Source organism: Paenibacillus sp. 2KB_20 (assembly GCF_052115765.1).
Taxonomy (GTDB): Bacteria; Bacillota; Bacilli; order Paenibacillales; family Paenibacillaceae; genus Paenibacillus_AQ.
Window position 1 is genome coordinate 77,315 of the sequence record NZ_JBFRHH010000003.1, and the last position, 17,313, is coordinate 94,627.

Below are 17,313 nucleotides of genomic sequence, written 5' to 3' on the forward strand. Positions count from 1 at the left end.
TCCTGTTTAATTAGATTATGCCGCTTCCTTCGCTTACAGCCAAGGGGACAGCGTCTTGTTATATTCAACCAATTCCTTCTCTTCAAAGAAATTGGCAATTTCGCGTTGCGCACTCTCCGGTGAATCCGATCCATGAATCAGATTGTGCGGTGTATGGGCTGAAAAATCCCCACGAATCGTCCCGGGCAGCGCATCCTTCACATTCGTTTTGCCGATCACTTGGCGGGACAATGCAATGATGTCATCCCCTTCCCACACCATCGCAAACACCGGTCCAGACGTTATAAATCCAACCAGATTTTCAAAAAAATCTTTGCCTTCATGTTCCGCATAATGGCGCTTGGCCTGCTCGTCTGAAATCTGCAGGAACTTGCCTGCAACCAGCTTGAATCCTTTATCCTCCAAACGGCCGACGATTCGGCCGATCAGCCCACGCTGTACACCATCCGGTTTAATCATTAAAAAAGTACGTTCCATTGGCCTCATCACGCTTCCCCTCATTCTAGGATATTGAACAATCATTCCATGCTCAGGTGATGTTACATGTTTGTACCCGTATTTTAACAGAAAGCAACCTCATGGTTAAGAGCTAATATGACCGCTTCGTAATAAAATTTGCGATATCTCTAAGCTGTTTTTTGGTCTTGATGTCAGGCAAAGTATCCAATGCGTCCAATGCTTTACGGATATACCGATCAGCTAGTGCCTCAGATCTCGATATACCATCGCTAGAGGTTACAAGCTTCACAGCGTCAGTCACATCACACTGACCATTCAGTGTATGAATCCGATCCAGCTCTTGCAGCAGCGGCTCCCTCCGTTTGCTATCTCCGAGCGCAAATATAACAGGCAGCGTAATATTTCCCTGCCTCATATCACTCCCCGGCGGCTTGCCAATCTGCTTCTCCGTCCCGCATAGATCCAGAAGATCGTCTTGAATCTGAAAGGCCATGCCGACGTTATATCCGAATCGATACAGGCTGTTTGCGATTTTGCGGTCCGCATCCGCAGCCAGTGCTCCGAGCTGGCAGCTGACCGCGATCAAGAGCGACGTCTTGCGGCGAATGCGAAGAAGGTATCTTCTGACGTCCTGATCGGTATTAAAGAAATCGCGAATCTGCTCCATTTCGCCGATGGACATTTCAACCATGGCCTTGGCGAGAATCTGATGAATCTCTGGCTGCTTCAGGTGGGTCGTCAGCTCCAGCGCCTTGCCGTAAATATAGTCGCCGGTATACATGGCAATCCGGTTGTCCCATTTCGCTTTTACCGTTGGCTTGCCACGCCGCGTGTCCGCATCATCGATCACGTCATCGTGAACGAGCGATGCGCTGTGAATCAGCTCAAGCGGCACGGCCACATGCTTCAGCTTGTCAATGTCATAGTCGCCGAACTTACCGCCCATCAGTACAAAAACAGGACGGAGCCGCTTGCCTCCTGCTCTAAGCAGATGCAAGGAAGTCTCTATCAGCTCGGGGCTGTCGCCCTCGACGCTGAGATAGAGTTCCTTCTCGATAACGTCCATATCTTTTTTTAATGTTCCGAATATGTCAAATCGTTTCATCTTTTCACCCATATGCTTAGATTCTCATTCCATTACTCCGGCACTACCTTGCGATCTTAGCAGGCCAAGTTGATCTACGACTTGAAATATAAGCTTAACCTTCCTGTTGTCGTTCGTCAAAATCCCAGCACAGGTTCGTAGAGTCGTCATTTCAACAGCCGCCAACGCCTTCGATGCACCCCGGCCTGCTAATCTCCCCATCTCGTATATAGTTGATGTTCGATGCGCAAGCTGTCCAATACCTTGCCGACCAGAAAATTCACGATATCATCAATGGTCTTCGGTCCGTAATAGAACGCGGGCATCGCGGGAATGATTTTGACGCCAAGCTTGGCCAGCGTCAGCATGTTCTCCAGGTGAATGGCATGCAAAGGCGTCTCTCTCGGGACAAGTGCCAGAGGACGGCCTTCTTTCATCATCACATCCGCGGCGCGTCCCATCAGATTGTCGGAAGATCCGTGTGCCACTGAGGATAATGTCCCCATGGAGCATGGTATGATGATCATGCCTTCCACCAGGAAAGATCCACTGGCGATCGTGGCCCCGATGTCGGAGATAGGATGGTACATCACACTCCCCTCGTATCCGCCGAATTTCTCGGCCAGCACTTCTTCGCGGTTGCCTGCCTGAAAGCCCATTTCCTCCTTCAGGACACGCCAACCCGCATTGGAAATGATCAAATGCACATCATATCCCAGCGAGAGCAGGCTCTCGGTAAGGCGAACACCGTAGATGCTGCCGCTGGCTCCCGTAATACCGACAACCCAGCTTTTTCTGCGCATGGATTTCATCAGATATACCGCACCACCAAATCAATTAAAGTGAATACAAACAGGATAATGCTCAGTGTACTGTTCATCGTAAAAAAGGCAGTTTGCAGACGGCTCATATCGTTAGGCGATAAGATGTAATGCTGATAGAACAAAATTCCGCAGGCGATGATCATGCCGATCAGATACCACCAGCCAACCGGTGTGACAAAGAAAAGAATGACAAAGCCGATGGCTGTTACAACGTGAAATCCGCGTGCGAACCACAATGCTTTATGCAAGCCGAACCGGGATGGAATCGAATACAGCTTTTCTGTTGCATCAAACTTCTCATCCTGGCAAGCGTAGACAATATCAAATCCCGCTGTCCAGAACGCAAGCGCGATATAGAACACAATGGCCTTCCAATCGATTTGACCGGTTACCGCAACCCATCCCCCAAGTGGAGCCAATGCTGTTGTAAGCCCGAGCACCAGATGACAAAGCCAAGTAAACCGTTTGGTGTATGAATAAATAATAAGCATAAAAATAGCAATAGGCAGCAAACGGAAAGCAAATGGATCCAGCATGTAAGTGGCCCAGAAAAACACCGCGAAAGACAGAATAATGAATAAGATAACTTCCAGCGGCTTCAGCAGCCCTGCCGGAATGGCGCGATTTACGGTGCGGGGATTCTTGGCATCGATATGCTGGTCCGTGAGCCGATTCAATCCGAATGCAGCGCTTCGTGCACCGAACATGGCAAGAAAGATCCAGCCGATATCTCCCCAGGATGGTAATTGGTCAAACACAACGGCCGATCCTAGAATCGCCCCCATAAAAGCGAAAGGCAGAGCAAACAGTGTATGCTCCACTTTAATCATTTCAAGATAAGTTCCTATTTTCTTAAACATCCAGATTCTCCTTGATCCCAATATGTAAGGCTGCTATGCCACCAGTCAAGGGATAGGCCTGAACCTGTTGAAGTCCGGTCTGACGGAAAGCTTCGGCAAGCTCCTCTCGTCCTGGGAACAAAGCCAGCGATTCCGGCAGCCACTTATACTGCTCGTAACGCTTGGCTACCAGTTTCCCCATCCGAGGCAGCACTTGTTGAAAGTAGAAATAATAAATGCCTTTGAACGGCTGCCAAGTCGGCTTGGACAATTCCAAACATACAACCATCCCGCCAGGCTTAACCACGCGTTTCATCTCATGCAGAACCTGCATGTAATCCGGCACATTGCGAAGACCGAAACCGATCGTCGCGTAATCGAACTGATTGTCTTCGAACGGCAGGTTCATTGCGTTTCCCTGAACCAGGTCTATCTGTTGGTCCAGCCCCTGCTTGGCAACCTTCCCCCGGCCGACATTCAGCATCCCCTCACTGAAATCGAGTCCGACTATGTGTCCTGATTCACTTGCCTGGGCCATACTGATCGTCCAGTCACAAGTACCACAGCATAAATCGATAGCTGTATCGCCTTGGCGCATGTTCATCTTTTTCATCGTAAACTTGCGCCAGGCTTTATGTCTTCGAAAGCTCAGAATATCATTCATAATATCATACTTTCCCGAAATGCTTTCAAAGACGGAGTGGACGTATTGCTCTTTCGGATTTTTGCCATCATGCTTATTCATGTCTAACTTCGTTGCTTGATTATCCACAGCATCCCCCTACCCTTCACTTACGACGGACCTATACGTGCTGAGCCGTTTCAGGAACGGGTCCAGCATACCGGCGTACGGGCTCTCTCCTACACGGCTTGCCAGCAGCAGCTGTACGGCATTAACGGATTCGCGCAGCTTGTCCAGCAGCTTCTCCGAAACCTTGTGCTTCAGGATCAGCTTCCTCCAGTCCTTCATATCCGTCTTCTTGCCAACCAGCATTCTCCGTTCCTCGTCGCTCCCCGATTCGATCAGATGCCAGTACACGTAACCGCATCTGCCAATTTCAGGCGTCGCACAGCGTTCCATCTCCCGCACAAGTGTTTCACATTCCGTAAATTCTTTGAGCAGCTTCTCCCATGTTTCTTGTACGGACTTCTCAAGCAGCGGAGTAAAAGAAAGAAACAGCTGCATATTCAGCTGTACCGTTAGCCGTAGATATTCTTCAGAAGGCAGCAGCGTTTTTTTCATTTTGCCGTACAATCTCATCTTCAACACGTTCACATCGCTAACAGCCTTGCTAAGAAGCGAGATGACAGCAATTTCGCCCTTTAAGGCAAGGAGTTGATAAAAACGACTGCTGAAGTAATCCCCTGCAAGCACTTTTAACTGCCGGGATCGCATCATCGCCTCTCCTTGATTGCCCTCCGTAACGTCGATGCTCTCATGCGTATCGAGTCCCACTTGAACCAGTGAGGTAACCAGTGCGTACAATTCTTCATGACCGGCAAGATTTCGTCCCGAATCCTTTAAAAATATGTATAGCAAATGAACACGGGCATCCGGAAAATTCGGAAGTTCCGTGTGGTTTTGAATCATATCATAATTTAAATATTTCTCTGCCAGTTCTGGTACGCGATACGATTTCATTCTCAGCCTCCGTGCACTTGATGTTCTTTTGTCCAATTGAGCCCACAATCCAATCTATTATAACACATGTTCAAGACACGTACATGCCCTGTCACTTACTATTTTACCCCTATCATGGGCTGCTGAACTGCTTTAGCCAAAGATTCGTAAACGTTAGGTTAAGAGCGGCAGCAATAGATGGCGGAACATCGCCGTTCTCAAGTTGGGTTAGAGCTTCTGCATAGCGCGAGTTCCAGGTATCCTTGCTCATATTCGAAGCCAGCAGCATATACCGCTTCCCTCCCCAACGATCGATGGCTACTACTCTTAGATACAACTGCTGCACATTATCCGTTCCTTCGAACGTAAAGGACATAATGCTGGCGATATCCTCATAAACCTCGGCGGCCGTCTCCGCGGGGTCGCTCAATTTGATATCCAGCGTCAACGCGCCTTCATCATAATCTGCCCGACTTATTTTTAGATGAAGAGGAAGATTCTTTAGGGAGTCCACTAATCCGGCATCGCTTAATTCGCGGCTGTGATAGGGTATCGCCGCTGTCACAGCGCCGACCTTATAACGGGCTTGTGATTGAAGCCCCATTAACAGTGCGAGTATGATGAATGCAATCGCCGCGGGCAGGAGTACGGCTCGTACAGATTGCCAGTGCTTCATATCCTAAACCTCCTCTATTCCTAGTTTCTTCCGGTCCTCATTAGTCCATACCTCATTGTATAAAGAAAAAAAGCAGGCTATGCCTGCTTCAGGTAAAACGAACCGTATTCGGTTTAGAAAAAGGGTCGAGAAGTCCATACCACTGCTACCCCCAGCGCGGCGATCCGCGCCAGATTCATGAGCACGAAATTTTGCACCGCAATCACAAATGTCTTCTCTTTGGATGGATGGGCGGTGAAAACGGCGCTTTTTTTATAAATCGGGACAAGGGTGACAAACACCAGAAACACTAACACGGGATGCACCTTCATCAGGAGAAGAGCCGCCAGGTCCAGATAAGCAAGGCAATACAGCATTCGGAACAGCTTTAGAGAAGGTCTGAATCCTATATATACCGGCAGCGTATACCGCTTGTTCTCCATATCCTCATCCATGTCGCAGATGTTGTTGGCCAACATGATGTTGGCAATCCCAAGTATGGCCGGCAGTGATACCACCAGCAGCAGCAGTACCTCAGGAAGATTCACCTGAAGGGACAGAACGCTGCCGTGCAGGTCCAAAACCGCCAGATGGTTGCCCTCCACATGGATCCAAGCCGAAATAAATATAATGACAAATCCCATAAACAATCCGGAGAACAGCTCGCCTAGGGGCATCCGCGAGATCGGAATCGGTCCGAACGAATATAATATCCCTACGGCAAAAGACAATCCCCCGAGCAGCAGGATCAACCAGCCCGTAGACAGGAATAGTGCGATCCCCGCACCAATGGCTGTCAAGAGCAGCAAGATGATGACGGACACCACCGCAGGCTCCTTAAGATTATATCGTACAATGGCATTGTGCTCCTCGTAACCGAAGCCGTTCTTTTTAATCGCTTTTTTATAATCGTAATAGTTATTGATTGCCGTCGTTGCCATATCAAACGACAGCAATGATGCAAGCATCAGGGCAAAATGATACCCATCGAACTGCTGAAAACGAAACAGTGCATACAAAGTTCCGAACAGAAACGGAATCATGCTGGCTACCTTTGTCTGAATTTCCACCAGTTTAAAAAAAGCTCGGATTCCCATGACCATCATCCTTTATCCAATTGATCTGATTTCAGATTAAAGGATTTCATGGCCGCGGTCTGTTGGAATTGTACTTGACAAACGCGTTGCAAAAGTGACGAATGTTACTTTTAGAGTAAAATCAAATTTATTCCGAAATGTCCTGATCCTTGCGCCTGCGGCTCCAAGGCGTACCCAGCAGCGGCAGCGCCCAACGGTCCAGACCATACCAGCCCGCCACTTTCCAGGCCATTACCAGCCATGTGGCCAATATAAAGAATAACGGATTGGAGCTTACCGTGCCCGCGAATAAAAAGCTGGCATTCATTAATCCGCCGAAAAACGCGGCAATGCCCGTCAGCAGACCCAAAATCAGCCCGAGTCCGACCAACACCTCACCGAAGGACACCATATACGAAAACAGCTTGGCGTTGGGAAGCACAAACCCTTCGAGAAAAGAAGCATACCATCCGGTGACGTCCTTCCCCTCTTCCGCCTTAGCCAGCGCTCCCCCGACAAACCCCTGAATGGCCGCGCCGGCTTCGCTTCCCGTCCAGGCTTCCGCTGTCAGCTTTTTCAGCCCCGACGTTAACCAAGAATAACCGAGATACAGCCTCACGAGCAGCCAAATCCAGCCGGAGCGAGTACTGCTGAACAGAAACAGGGATACCGGATTTTCAGGGACCACCACATATTGTCCCTCTCTAAATTGCTTTGCCATGATTTCTTTAAACATCCTTTCGTATTTTTATTCATTCCGCTAGTATATACAACGTTCGCGAATCCAACAAGGGTCATTTAACAATTGATTAACACACAATCTTTCCACGGAAACATCAAACATAAAAAAGCCCCACCAATTTGGTGGGGCTTAGCCAAGATGATAAGTCTAATCAGATGCCGGATTCAATCTTCCCGTGTTTGGTCATGACCTCAGCTTTGCCACGGATTTTGACCGCAGATGTATGATCCGTGAACTGGGCGATGATGACCTCGCCTTTGTCCAGCTTTTCGGTATGATGAAACCGGGTGTCCTGACCGCGGGTAAGGCCAATCACCTGCACGCCATGGTCCAGCGCTTTAACGATAAAATAATCCCCGTTTTGAACGTTCTCCATTGTTCAGACCTCCTCACCGTAAGCTAAAAGAAAAGGCCGTGAACGAATTCACGACCTGTGCTCTTAGGTAATATGTAGAAATCTTTATTTGATTCCGTCTTTGAGCGCTTTACCAGGTTTAAATGCAGGAATTTTGCTCGCAGGGATTTCGATTTCTTCACCTGTTTGCGGGTTGCGGCCTTTCCGTGCGGAACGCTCGCGAACCTCGAAGTTGCCAAAGCCGACCAGCTGTACCTTGTCTCCACTTTGCAAAGCTTCGGAGATTGCATCGAAAACGGCATCAACCGCTTTAGTTGCATCCTTCTTGGAAAGCTCAGTAGATTCAGCTACTTGTGTAATCAGATCCGATTTATTCATTCTTTCACCTCCCTAACAAGGAATGTGCTCCACTTGCTATTCACTGTTTCCGTTTTACCGCAAATTATACGTGCAATCGGGTATTTTACCCCTATCTCGCGTTTAGAATGCATGACGCGGAACAAATTTATAGTAATACAGCCACCTCATAATTTCAAGCGTTTTGCTCTGCCCAACCAAAGAAAACACGAAAAACAGCCGCTAATCGGGACTTTAGACCCGTTAGCGACTGCGTATTCAACACCTTATCGATACTCACTTAAAGAATGATCGCGATCAAACCGCCGGAACCTTCGTTGATGATCCGACCTAAAGTTTCTTGCAATTTATATCTCGCATTATCAGGCATCATCGCGATTTTGCCTTGAATGCCTTCACGGACGATCGAGTGCAGCGAGCGTCCGAATATATCGGATTCCCAAATCTTGATCGGATCGTTCTCGAAATCCTGCATCAGATAGCGCACAAGCTCTTCGCTCTGCTTCTCTGTGCCGATAATCGGCGAGAACTCGGATTCCACATCGACTCGAATCATATGGATGGAAGGCGCGGTCGCTTTCAATCTAACCCCGAAGCGAGTGCCTTGACGGATAAGCTCAGGCTCATCCAGCGCCATCTCAGCCAGGGAAGGAGCAGCGATACCGTAACCTGTCGTTTTAACCATTTCAAGTGCTTCAGCGAAGCGGTCGTATTCCCGTTTGGCATGTGAGAACTCCTGCATCAGCTGCAGTAAATGATCTTTACCGCGAATCTCGACACCCACAACCTCCATCAAGATCCGGTCATACAGTTCGTCAGGTGCGAAGAGATCGATCTCGGCAACGCCCTGACCCATATTCATGCCGCTAAGTCCAGCATGGTTGATGAAGTCATACTCCATGAACTGGCTGACCACCCGATCCACGTCACGCAGACGACGGATATCCTTCACGGTATCTCTGACCGAGTTCTCATAGTTGCTGCGCAGCCAGTGGTTCTCGTTAAGCACCATAACCCAGCTAGGCAGATTGACGTTCACTTCATGCACTGGGAATTCATACAATACTTCACGAAGAACACCGGTTACATCATCTTCGGTCATCGTAGCTGCACTTAGTGTCATTACCGGAATGTCGTATTTCTCAGCCAGCTCATTGCGCAGCTGAAGCGCTTCTTCACTGCGTGGTCGTGTCGAGTTGATGACCACCACGAATGGCTTGCCGACTTCCTTCAGTTCCTCGATGACGCGTTCCTCAGCGTCAACATAAGAGCTTCGCGGAATTTCCGCAATGCTTCCGTCTGTTGTGACGACCACGCCAAGTGTGGAGTGCTCCTGGATGACTTTGCGGGTTCCGATTTCTGCCGCTTCCTGGAACGGAATCGGCTCTTCGAACCATGGCGTCGAGATCATTCTCGGGCCATTCTCGTCCTCGTAGCCCTTAGCGCCTTCAACGGCATAGCCTACACAATCCACCAATCTTACGTTGACCTCAAGACCTTCCGTAACTTTGATCTGTACCGCGTTGTTTGGCACAAATTTCGGCTCGGTTGTCATGATTGTTTTCCCTGCAGCACTTTGAGGCAGCTCATCGACAGCTCTTACTCGATCCGCCTCGTTCGTAATGTTCGGGAGAACAACCGTCTCCATAAACCGCTTGATGAAGGTTGATTTTCCCGTACGGACGGCACCGACAACACCTAAGTAAATGTCCCCTCCGGTCCGTTCGGCAATGTCCTTAAAAATGTCCACTTTTTCCAAAAGAGATCCCCTCCTCAAATTACTCCGAAGGAAAAATGCTTTAAGAGCATCCGCTTCGTGTTCCACTCATAGCCAAAGCCATTGCAACAGATGAGCAGCCTTTACAATGTCGCCAGCATCCCGCCGCCGGTATTCCATGAGTTTTGATGGAAACGGCAAAGCGGCGTAACTCGTACATGCATTTGGACTAGTAACATCATATGTACCGGGTTCAAAAATATGACGGTTGCCCCTTAAAGTCCGTCCAGTTTTTTTTAAGATATCGAACAGGCCTAAACCAACTAGACACCGTCATCGAATACCGTAAAGAAAACTACCGCTGGGGCGCGGTTTATCTTCATGCTGTGCGCCTTCAGACGTTTTCGTATGCCTCATGATGTGGGCAACCGGCTCTTGCCCGCACTACTCTTTCAGATTATGAATATGCGCGCACTTTAATAGATATTCCAAAGAGATTCAACCATTTCCAAAAAAAGTCTATCGAAGAAGGGTCTCAAGGATAAAATGTAGGCTGCATTATGGCTTCCGCATACTCATTCCTCTACTGATATGGGTCACCATGCAGAGTCAACAAAAATACCCGCCGATAACGGCGGGTATAGGTTTAGGATAGCGGCTGAGCAACGGGCTGCCCATCCTTCCATGTATAAGGTACGGATTTTACAGGAACATAATAGGATTCTTGCTCCAGGAACACCCGTAAATCCTCTCCTTCTTGAGGGTCGGAATCGTTCTTCTGGATCGCCTGCATAATATCAAAGGCATAATCGGCATACACCGTTCCCTCTTCATCCATCATAAAGGCCATCTCCTGACCCGAGTATACACTCATCAATGTAATGGATTTGGCATCGGTCTTGGACAGGTCCACTGCCGTATACCCCGGGTAGAGGGCTTCTCCTGCAGGGAGAGCATTGTCATGCGCCATTTTGTACAAATTCACGGCTCTCTGAACGTCATTCACCTTCTGGGCCGTGGTTAAGTCCATCACCTTCACGGTTGGCTCGGTTTCCTCATTAATAATGAGAAAATATCCGCTGCCGCCCTTCTCAAATGCCGTATCCGGAATTTGGTCGATGTATCCCCGGTTCTTCAGCTGATCCATATCGACCCGGTATTTCTCATACCGCGGAATTTCCGGACCCGCTGTAATTATCGGCAAGATTCCTTGTTCTTTATAAAAGTCATCTACAGCCGATTGTATCCGTTTGACACTTTCCCTATACGAAACCTTGTTCTCCTGCAATTTCTCGTCAGGATAAAGACATCCTGTCAGCAACATCGGAAACAGCACCAGGATTAAGACTGCAGACGTCCGCTTCGAACGGCCTGCCGCTTGGGTCATCCAAGTGATCATACTCAACTAACATCATCCTCGCTTTAAATAAAGTCATCGGACTCCCGGTTTCTCGCAGCTTCCAGCTGTTTGCGTATCGCAGCTTTGAGCGGATCCTCGGGAATCATTACCTTAATGTGATTCGTAATTCTCGTCTGGCAGGATAGCCGGTAGCCTTGTTCAATCATCGATGTCCCCAACTTCCTGATTTCCTTGGGCTCAGGCGCAGAGCAATGATCGCGTTCCTCGCTCGGAACGATGATCTTGCACATCAAACAACCGGCTTTGCCTCCGCAACGGGTAGGAATACGCACACCCGCCCGACGCGAGGCATCCAGAACATTCGTGTGCGGACGAACCTTGACCTTTTTCTGATCCGGCTGAAATAATACCTCGTAGTCCAACGGTAACGCGCTCCTTTTCTTATGTACACATTCTGCTAAGCTCCCTGGCCATTTTTCACAGCACTTCGGTTACAATCCAGTTAATCGGTTCAAAACCATTCGATGCTCCCCATGCAGATGGTTCCGGCTTAACAACTGCTGCAGAAGCGGCATATGACGGTCCATGTCCCGCCGGATCGCTTCCCCAATGGCGACGTATCGATCCGGCCTGGCTCGAAGTACATTAAACACCAGTTCATGGGATAACGGCATCAGGCGCACCGTGACGTCCTGTATATGACTCTCTAGTGCTGCAGGATACAGCAATTGATCGATCTCAACGCAGTAGGAGGACCCGTTTGAATTCACTTCAAATCCGCCTACCAGTTCAATCGGGACTTTCTCTATTTCATAGTGGCTCAGTATCGAGGAATATATCCCTTCTTGGTCTAAGTGGGGAGCATCCACGGCCATAGAAGCCAGCGACTCATGCAAAGGCTGTACACCCCCTGCATCGGTATAGATATCGATATCTCTCGGCGGCTTGTCCAATGTTACATCCTGAAGAAGCAAGCTGCAGCTTCCACCTAGCAGCCAAGCAATAGGCGCCTGATTCATCTTATGAATGGCGGTAGCTAACACATTCTCCAATTCCGGCAGATCATTCAGCGTCATGCTGCACCCCTTTACCGTATCGTCCAGATCGGCTTCCTTCGTTATATGATGGAGGCCAGTCCAATAATAAAACCGAAAATCATCATCATAAAGGCTACGAACGACAGTGCCCCGCGCAGAAAACCCTTGGTCTTGCTTCGCGCAAGCGTAACCACGATGACCGATAGTGCCATAATCAATAATGCGACTAGGGACAGCCACATCTTTTGCATTGGATCCATGTCACGAAACTCTCCAATCTTTCATCAATTTCAACCTATTATATCACGAAAATGATAGAGCCTCACCTCAGGTATGTCGAAAAAAAGAACAAAAGCCGCTATCCCATCAGGAGCGTCTTTTGTTCAACATTATCATCGTATCTTATTTGTTCATCATCATTTTCATCAAGGCTTCCATATTGCTCGGATTCATGCCACTCTTCTTCACCGCACCGACAATCTCCTGGATCGTGTCCTCACTAACAGGTATGTTCGCCATCGAAGATACCTGCTTGATCAGCTGGCGGAGCTGGGCTTCATTTTGCATTGTAGACGGTTTAACCGTGCTAGCCAGCTTATTGACAGCCCCTGAAGAAATTTTCTTGCCGCTCTTCTTGTTAATCGCGCTCAGTACATCCTTGTGAAAGCTTTTGCTCATATCCACCCCTCCTCCGACATCCTCACATCAATATATGAGTCAATCATCGAAATGGTGAATAAGCTAAGTGTGCCATTGCTCCCAAGTTTCAAGCGGCATCAATTCCATCTCGGTCTTGGGGTCCCGGCCCATCAAGGCTTCAACGGCAATGCGGGGATTGCGGTCTTTAAACAACACATGGTACAGCTGATCGGCAATCGGCATCTGTACGCCGTATTTCTCGGAGATGGCATGTGCGGCTTGGGTCGTTCGAATGCCTTCCACAACCATTCCCATGGAACCCAGAACCTCGTCTAACTTCTTACCCTGACCCAGCATCGAGCCAGCTCGCCAATTTCGGCTATGCTGGCTGGTGGCGGTAACCACGAGATCACCGATCCCGGCCAGCCCGGCAAATGTCAGCGGATTCGCGCCCATTTCCATGCCGATTCGCAAAATTTCCGCCAAACCTCTCGTAATAAGCGCTGCCTTGGCATTATCACCGAAGCCCAGTCCGTCGGACATCCCGGCGCCCAAAGCAATGATATTCTTCAAGGCCCCGGCCAGCTCAACACCAATCATATCCCGATTCGTGTACACTCTGAAATATGTGTTCATAAACAAATCCTGAGCGGCTACAGCCGCCTCGGCATCCAAAGACGCCACAACGACCGTTGTCGGGCAGCGTCTGACCACTTCCTCCGCATGGCTGGGTCCTGATAATACTACTACGCGGCCTTCCTCACAGCCAAGCTCCTCGGATATGACGGTGGACATCCGCTTCAAGGATTCAATTTCAAATCCTTTGGTCGCATGAATCACCAGCATGTCCTCTGTCCAAAACTGCTTCAGCTGCCCCGACACTTCCCGCATCGCGGACGAAGGTGCAACGATAACCACAGCAGCAGCCGACGAGACAGCCTCTTTCATATCGGTTGTAGCGCGGATATTCGGTGATAACTCCACCCCGGGTAAATAACGGTTGTTGGTATGGGACTCGTTGATTTCACGAGTCTGTTCCTCTGTTCTTGTCCAGACGACAACATCCAGATTATTAGAAGCGAGAACACTTGCCAAAGCGGTTCCCCAACTGCCTGCCACCAGAACAGCGACTTTGTCAGACAACGCGCTTCCCTCCTTTGCCCTTTCCTTTTCCAGAACCCAGCTTGTTTTCACGCCCCTGCACAAGCTTCACGATGTTCGAGCGATGCCGCCAGAAGGCGAATACACATATGATGAAGCTCGTCCAAAAGATTGGCCACGAATAATCCGCGATCAATAGAAAAACAGGGGTAAGCACTACAAAAATAAGGGAACCCAAAGATACATAACGGGTAAAAACAATGGATAGAATTGCGATAATGCCTGCTATAACCGCAGGTATAAAGCAAAGCGTAGCAAGCACCCCAATGGCGGTTGCAATCCCTTTGCCGCCTCGAAAGCGGAAGTATAGAGGCCAATTATGACCGATAATGGCCGCAATACCGCACAATCCCGGCAGCCATGCATTGTCCCCCCCAAGCCATCGTCCGATCCAAACCGCAGCGATGCCCTTAATTACATCCAAGACCAATACAAGTATCGCAGGTCCCTTTCCCAGGACGCGAAGGGTATTGGTTGCCCCAGCGTTGCCGCTGCCATGCTGACGAATGTCAATCCCTTTCAGGATTTTGGCAAGCAGTACGCTAAAGCTTACCGAACCGAGTAAATAACACACTACTATCGCTACGATCTCCAAAATCAAGCTATTCTCCCCTAACTCTCATCAGACTTTCTTCGAGTAAATATCCTGATGGGTGTACCTTCAAAGTCAAACGCGGCCCGAATCTTGTTCTCAAGGTAACGCTCATATGAGAAGTGCATCAATTCAGGATCGTTGACGAATACGACCATGGTCGGCGGCTTAACCGCAACCTGTGTTGAGTAGTTAATACGCAATCTTCTTCCCTTATCCGTTGGAGGCGGATTGATGGCAATCGCATCGGATATGACATCGTTAAGGAGGTGTGTCTGTATGCGAAGTGAATGCTGATCAGCCACATGCTTAACGACAGGGAGCAGCTTTTGCAAGCGCTGCTTCGTTTTGGCCGACAAGAACACAACCGGCGCGTAGGTCATGAACAAGAAATGATCCCGAATCTTTTTCTCGAACTGCTGCATCGTTTTGTCCTCTTTCTCGACCAGATCCCATTTGTTCACAACGAACAACGATGCTTTACCGGCCTCATAGGCGTAACCGGCAATATGCTTGTCCTGTTCGATGATGCCTTCTTCCCCGTTTATGAGGACGAGAACAACATCCGCACGCTCGATGGCGCGCATGGCACGCATGACGCTGTATTTCTCTGTGGTCTCATAGACTTTCCCGCGTTTGCGCATGCCTGCCGTATCGATGAGCACATACCGCTGCCCATCCTTCTCGAACGGCGTGTCGATCGCATCGCGTGTAGTGCCGGCAACGTCACTGACAATGACACGCTCTTCTCCCAAAATGGCATTAACTAGGGAGGACTTGCCCACATTCGGTCTGCCAATCAGGGCAACTCGAATAACATCCTCGTCATATCCATCGTCTTCCAGCTCAGGCAGATTCTCAACTACAACGTCCAGCAGGTCGCCAATCCCTGTGCCGTGACTGCCCGATATTCCGACAGGATCGCCAAATCCGAGGGAATAGAACTCATAGATATCATCAACGCGCTTCAAATTATCCACTTTGTTTACACTTAGAATGACAGGTTTACCTGAACGGAACAGAATCTGTGCAACTTCCTCGTCCGATTGGGTAACCCCTGCCTTTGCATCGCACATAAATACGATGACGTCTGCTTCTTCAATTGCAAGCTCGGCCTGCATGCGTATGGATTTCAATATCATGTCATCGCCATCAATTTCAATACCGCCGGTATCAATGACACTGAACGCTTTACCATTCCATTCGGCACTACCGTAAATCCGGTCACGGGTAATACCCGGTTTATCTTCAACGATGGCTAATCTGTCGCCAATCAATCGGTTAAATATAGTCGATTTACCGACGTTAGGCCGTCCAACGATAGCCACTACGGGTCTTGCCATAGTCACTCCTCCTGTCAATTCTTACGATTATCATCATAGCAAAAAACGTTACAATTGGCTAACCTTTCATCTTTATTTCTATTATGCTCTTCCCCATGTTACAACATCCGCAAACGTTCGTCCCCTAAAAAAACAAATGGCGAACCCAGATTTCTGGGTTCGCCGACTTCGTTATGATAGGTCAATAGACCGAACAAAACTGTTCCCGGGCTTACTTGAATTTGCTCAGCTTATCGCCGAAACGCTCTCCAAGCGTAACGCTCATGCCTTGATTGTTCAAAGAAACGTTCGGATTGTCTTTCAGGTCGATTTTAGGACCTTTGGACGGTTTTTCAGCTCGAGGAGCTTGAGCTGGTGCTTCTTCCGTTTCTTTGATGCTCAGGCTGATACGTTGCTCAGAAGTGTTGATATCAAGCACTTTAACCTGAACTTCTTGGCCTTCTTTCAATACTTCTTGCGGTGTACCGATATGCTTGTGAGAGATTTGGGAGATATGAACCAAACCTTCAACACCTGGTGCCAGTTCAACGAAAGCTCCGAAATTAACCAAACGTTTAACAACGCCAGTTACGATGTCGCCAGTGTTGAATTGCTCGCCAGCTGTTTCCCAAGGACCTGGAGCCGCTGCTTTGATACTGAGGCTGATTTTTCCTTTTTCAGGATCCACTTTCAGTACCTTCACACGCACTTGATCGCCTTCGGACAATACATCAGCAGGCTTGTCGACGTGGCTCCAAGCGATCTCGGATACGTGAACCAATCCGTCTACGCCGCCAACATCAACAAATGCGCCGAATTGCGTAAGGCGTTGTACTGTACCTTCCAGCACTTGGCCATCTTGAAGCTCGGACATCACTTTTTGTTTGTTAGCTTCGAACTCTTCTTCCAGAACATCCTTCTGGGAAAGAATCACTTTGTTGTTCTCGCGGTCCAGTTCCTTCACTTTCACGCGAAGCGTGCGGCCTTTGTAGTCGCTGAAGTCTTCAACGAAATGACGCTCTACCATGGATGCAGGAATAAATCCGCGTGCACCAACATCAGCTACGAGTCCGCCTTTAACCACGTCAGCCACCGTTACTTCGAATACGTCCTGATCCGCAAAATGCTTCTCAAGCTCTTCCCATGAATTCTCGGTGTCGATCGCGCGCTTGGAAAGAACCAGGCTTTCCTTATCGTCGTTAATGCTAACGACTTTGCACTCTACCTCTTGGCCAACCTGAACCGCATCAGATGCGTTATCAAGTTGTACAGAAGACAGTTCGCGAACAGGAATTACGCCGTCATATTTATATCCAATGCTTACATAAGCTTGGTTGTCCTCCAGTTTGACGATCGTCCCTTTCACGGTGTCCCCTTTTTTCAAGGATACGATTTGGTCCAGCTGCTCTTGGTTTTCAGCAGCCTCTTGATTTCTTGTTTCTTCCGACATGTCAAATAACCTCCTCAATTCAA

21 protein-coding genes are annotated in these 17,313 nt (G+C 48.8%); all 21 read right to left on the reverse strand.

Translation table 11 applies throughout. The features are described 5' to 3' along the window. Positions 1–33: 33 nt before the first annotated feature. The 21 genes from ndk to rpsA all read right to left on the reverse strand — a co-directional run bounded on the left by ndk (position 34) and on the right by rpsA (position 17,290). Entirely contained in the window at positions 34–477 is a 444-nt protein-coding gene (ndk, locus tag AB4124_RS09615) for a nucleoside-diphosphate kinase (protein WP_098743022.1), read from the reverse strand. Positions 478–589: 112 nt separating this feature from the next. Next, positions 590–1,564: a polyprenyl synthetase family protein gene (locus AB4124_RS09620; RefSeq protein ID WP_441972602.1), complete on the reverse strand. Its 975-nt coding sequence runs from the start codon at positions 1,562–1,564 to the stop codon at positions 590–592. A 188-nt stretch (positions 1,565–1,752) separates the two neighbouring features. Then, positions 1,753–2,355, reverse strand: a complete 603-nt coding sequence (locus AB4124_RS09625; RefSeq protein ID WP_441972604.1) for a UbiX family flavin prenyltransferase — start codon at positions 2,353–2,355, stop codon at positions 1,753–1,755. Continuing rightward, positions 2,355–3,227: a UbiA-like polyprenyltransferase gene (locus AB4124_RS09630; RefSeq protein ID WP_339272155.1), complete on the reverse strand. Its 873-nt coding sequence runs from the start codon at positions 3,225–3,227 to the stop codon at positions 2,355–2,357. The genes AB4124_RS09625 and AB4124_RS09630 overlap by 1 nt, the downstream gene beginning before the upstream one ends. Further along, on the reverse strand, positions 3,220–3,951 hold the full coding sequence (locus AB4124_RS09635) for a demethylmenaquinone methyltransferase (protein ID WP_339293499.1): 732 nt from the start codon (positions 3,949–3,951) through the stop codon (positions 3,220–3,222). Before AB4124_RS09635 ends, AB4124_RS09630 begins: the two co-directional genes overlap by 8 nt. A gap of 36 nt (positions 3,952–3,987) precedes the next feature. Continuing rightward, a complete protein-coding gene (locus tag AB4124_RS09640) occupies positions 3,988–4,848 on the reverse strand; it encodes a heptaprenyl diphosphate synthase component 1 (RefSeq protein WP_339272154.1) in 861 nt (286 codons plus the stop codon). Between the two features lie 112 nt (positions 4,849–4,960). Beyond that, the gene (locus AB4124_RS09645; RefSeq protein ID WP_339272153.1) at positions 4,961–5,503 is read right to left on the reverse strand and encodes a hypothetical protein; all 543 of its coding nucleotides are present in this window, start codon (positions 5,501–5,503) and stop codon (positions 4,961–4,963) included. Positions 5,504–5,616: 113 nt separating this feature from the next. Next, the gene (locus AB4124_RS09650) at positions 5,617–6,579 is read right to left on the reverse strand and encodes a 1,4-dihydroxy-2-naphthoate polyprenyltransferase (RefSeq protein WP_441972607.1); all 963 of its coding nucleotides are present in this window, start codon (positions 6,577–6,579) and stop codon (positions 5,617–5,619) included. Positions 6,580–6,706: 127 nt separating this feature from the next. After that, positions 6,707–7,279, reverse strand: a complete 573-nt coding sequence (locus AB4124_RS09655; protein WP_339272151.1) for a DoxX family membrane protein — start codon at positions 7,277–7,279, stop codon at positions 6,707–6,709. 172 nt (positions 7,280–7,451) lie between these two features. After that, complete coding sequence (gene mtrB, locus AB4124_RS09660) at positions 7,452–7,676, reverse strand: trp RNA-binding attenuation protein MtrB (RefSeq protein WP_071223937.1); 225 nt, start codon at positions 7,674–7,676, stop codon at positions 7,452–7,454. An 84-nt stretch (positions 7,677–7,760) separates the two neighbouring features. After that, a complete protein-coding gene (locus AB4124_RS09665) occupies positions 7,761–8,033 on the reverse strand; it encodes an HU family DNA-binding protein (RefSeq protein WP_006209463.1) in 273 nt (90 codons plus the stop codon). A 259-nt stretch (positions 8,034–8,292) separates the two neighbouring features. Further along, positions 8,293–9,771, reverse strand: a complete 1,479-nt coding sequence (spoIVA, locus tag AB4124_RS09670; RefSeq protein WP_076320959.1) for a stage IV sporulation protein A — start codon at positions 9,769–9,771, stop codon at positions 8,293–8,295. 604 nt (positions 9,772–10,375) lie between these two features. Beyond that, positions 10,376–11,128 carry a hypothetical protein gene (locus AB4124_RS09675; protein WP_379416183.1) on the reverse strand — a complete coding sequence of 251 codons (753 nt, stop codon included), beginning with the start codon at positions 11,126–11,128 and terminating at the stop codon, positions 10,376–10,378. Positions 11,129–11,151: 23 nt separating this feature from the next. Next, positions 11,152–11,511 (reverse strand): 2Fe-2S iron-sulfur cluster-binding protein, encoded by a 360-nt coding sequence (locus tag AB4124_RS09680; RefSeq protein ID WP_071223933.1) that lies wholly within the window; start codon positions 11,509–11,511, stop codon positions 11,152–11,154. A gap of 69 nt (positions 11,512–11,580) precedes the next feature. Next, positions 11,581–12,165 carry a hypothetical protein gene (locus AB4124_RS09685; protein WP_441972611.1) on the reverse strand — a complete coding sequence of 195 codons (585 nt, stop codon included), beginning with the start codon at positions 12,163–12,165 and terminating at the stop codon, positions 11,581–11,583. 41 nt (positions 12,166–12,206) lie between these two features. Then, positions 12,207–12,386 (reverse strand): DUF2768 family protein, encoded by a 180-nt coding sequence (locus AB4124_RS09690; protein WP_071223929.1) that lies wholly within the window; start codon positions 12,384–12,386, stop codon positions 12,207–12,209. A 142-nt stretch (positions 12,387–12,528) separates the two neighbouring features. Beyond that, positions 12,529–12,804, reverse strand: a complete 276-nt coding sequence (locus AB4124_RS09695) for a stage VI sporulation protein F (RefSeq protein WP_076320957.1) — start codon at positions 12,802–12,804, stop codon at positions 12,529–12,531. Positions 12,805–12,867: 63 nt separating this feature from the next. Further along, on the reverse strand, positions 12,868–13,908 hold the full coding sequence (locus tag AB4124_RS09700) for an NAD(P)H-dependent glycerol-3-phosphate dehydrogenase (RefSeq protein WP_076320956.1): 1,041 nt from the start codon (positions 13,906–13,908) through the stop codon (positions 12,868–12,870). Beyond that, entirely contained in the window at positions 13,901–14,527 is a 627-nt protein-coding gene (gene plsY, locus AB4124_RS09705) for a glycerol-3-phosphate 1-O-acyltransferase PlsY (protein WP_430113059.1), read from the reverse strand. The genes AB4124_RS09700 and plsY overlap by 8 nt, the downstream gene beginning before the upstream one ends. Before the next feature lie 11 nt (positions 14,528–14,538). Next, a complete protein-coding gene (der, locus tag AB4124_RS09710; protein ID WP_076320954.1) occupies positions 14,539–15,861 on the reverse strand; it encodes a ribosome biogenesis GTPase Der in 1,323 nt (440 codons plus the stop codon). 211 nt (positions 15,862–16,072) lie between these two features. Then, entirely contained in the window at positions 16,073–17,290 is a 1,218-nt protein-coding gene (gene rpsA / locus AB4124_RS09715) for a 30S ribosomal protein S1 (protein ID WP_076320953.1), read from the reverse strand. Positions 17,291–17,313: the final 23 nt, after the last annotated feature.

What these genes read in the sequence shown, in the direction of transcription:
- AB4124_RS09685 (WP_441972611.1), bottom strand. Translation starts at nt 12,165, where the DNA reads ATGACGCTGAATGATCTGCCGGAATTGGAGAATGTGTTAGCTACCGCC.
- rpsA (WP_076320953.1), bottom strand. Translation starts at nt 17,290, where the DNA reads ATGTCGGAAGAAACAAGAAATCAAGAGGCTGCTGAAAACCAAGAGCAG.
- AB4124_RS09645 (WP_339272153.1), bottom strand. Translation starts at nt 5,503, where the DNA reads ATGAAGCACTGGCAATCTGTACGAGCCGTACTCCTGCCCGCGGCGATT.
- AB4124_RS09640 (WP_339272154.1), bottom strand. Translation starts at nt 4,848, where the DNA reads ATGAAATCGTATCGCGTACCAGAACTGGCAGAGAAATATTTAAATTAT.
- AB4124_RS09650 (WP_441972607.1), bottom strand. Translation starts at nt 6,579, where the DNA reads ATGGGAATCCGAGCTTTTTTTAAACTGGTGGAAATTCAGACAAAGGTA.
- AB4124_RS09625 (WP_441972604.1), bottom strand. Translation starts at nt 2,355, where the DNA reads ATGAAATCCATGCGCAGAAAAAGCTGGGTTGTCGGTATTACGGGAGCC.
- mtrB (WP_071223937.1), bottom strand. Translation starts at nt 7,676, where the DNA reads ATGGAGAACGTTCAAAACGGGGATTATTTTATCGTTAAAGCGCTGGAC.
- AB4124_RS09675 (WP_379416183.1), bottom strand. Translation starts at nt 11,128, where the DNA reads ATGATCACTTGGATGACCCAAGCGGCAGGCCGTTCGAAGCGGACGTCT.
- AB4124_RS09630 (WP_339272155.1), bottom strand. Translation starts at nt 3,227, where the DNA reads ATGTTTAAGAAAATAGGAACTTATCTTGAAATGATTAAAGTGGAGCAT.
- AB4124_RS09635 (WP_339293499.1), bottom strand. Translation starts at nt 3,951, where the DNA reads ATGAATAAGCATGATGGCAAAAATCCGAAAGAGCAATACGTCCACTCC.
- AB4124_RS09690 (WP_071223929.1), bottom strand. Translation starts at nt 12,386, where the DNA reads ATGGATCCAATGCAAAAGATGTGGCTGTCCCTAGTCGCATTATTGATT.
- ndk (WP_098743022.1), bottom strand. Translation starts at nt 477, where the DNA reads ATGGAACGTACTTTTTTAATGATTAAACCGGATGGTGTACAGCGTGGG.
- AB4124_RS09665 (WP_006209463.1), bottom strand. Translation starts at nt 8,033, where the DNA reads ATGAATAAATCGGATCTGATTACACAAGTAGCTGAATCTACTGAGCTT.
- AB4124_RS09695 (WP_076320957.1), bottom strand. Translation starts at nt 12,804, where the DNA reads ATGAGCAAAAGCTTTCACAAGGATGTACTGAGCGCGATTAACAAGAAG.
- der (WP_076320954.1), bottom strand. Translation starts at nt 15,861, where the DNA reads ATGGCAAGACCCGTAGTGGCTATCGTTGGACGGCCTAACGTCGGTAAA.
- AB4124_RS09655 (WP_339272151.1), bottom strand. Translation starts at nt 7,279, where the DNA reads ATGGCAAAGCAATTTAGAGAGGGACAATATGTGGTGGTCCCTGAAAAT.
- AB4124_RS09620 (WP_441972602.1), bottom strand. Translation starts at nt 1,564, where the DNA reads ATGAAACGATTTGACATATTCGGAACATTAAAAAAAGATATGGACGTT.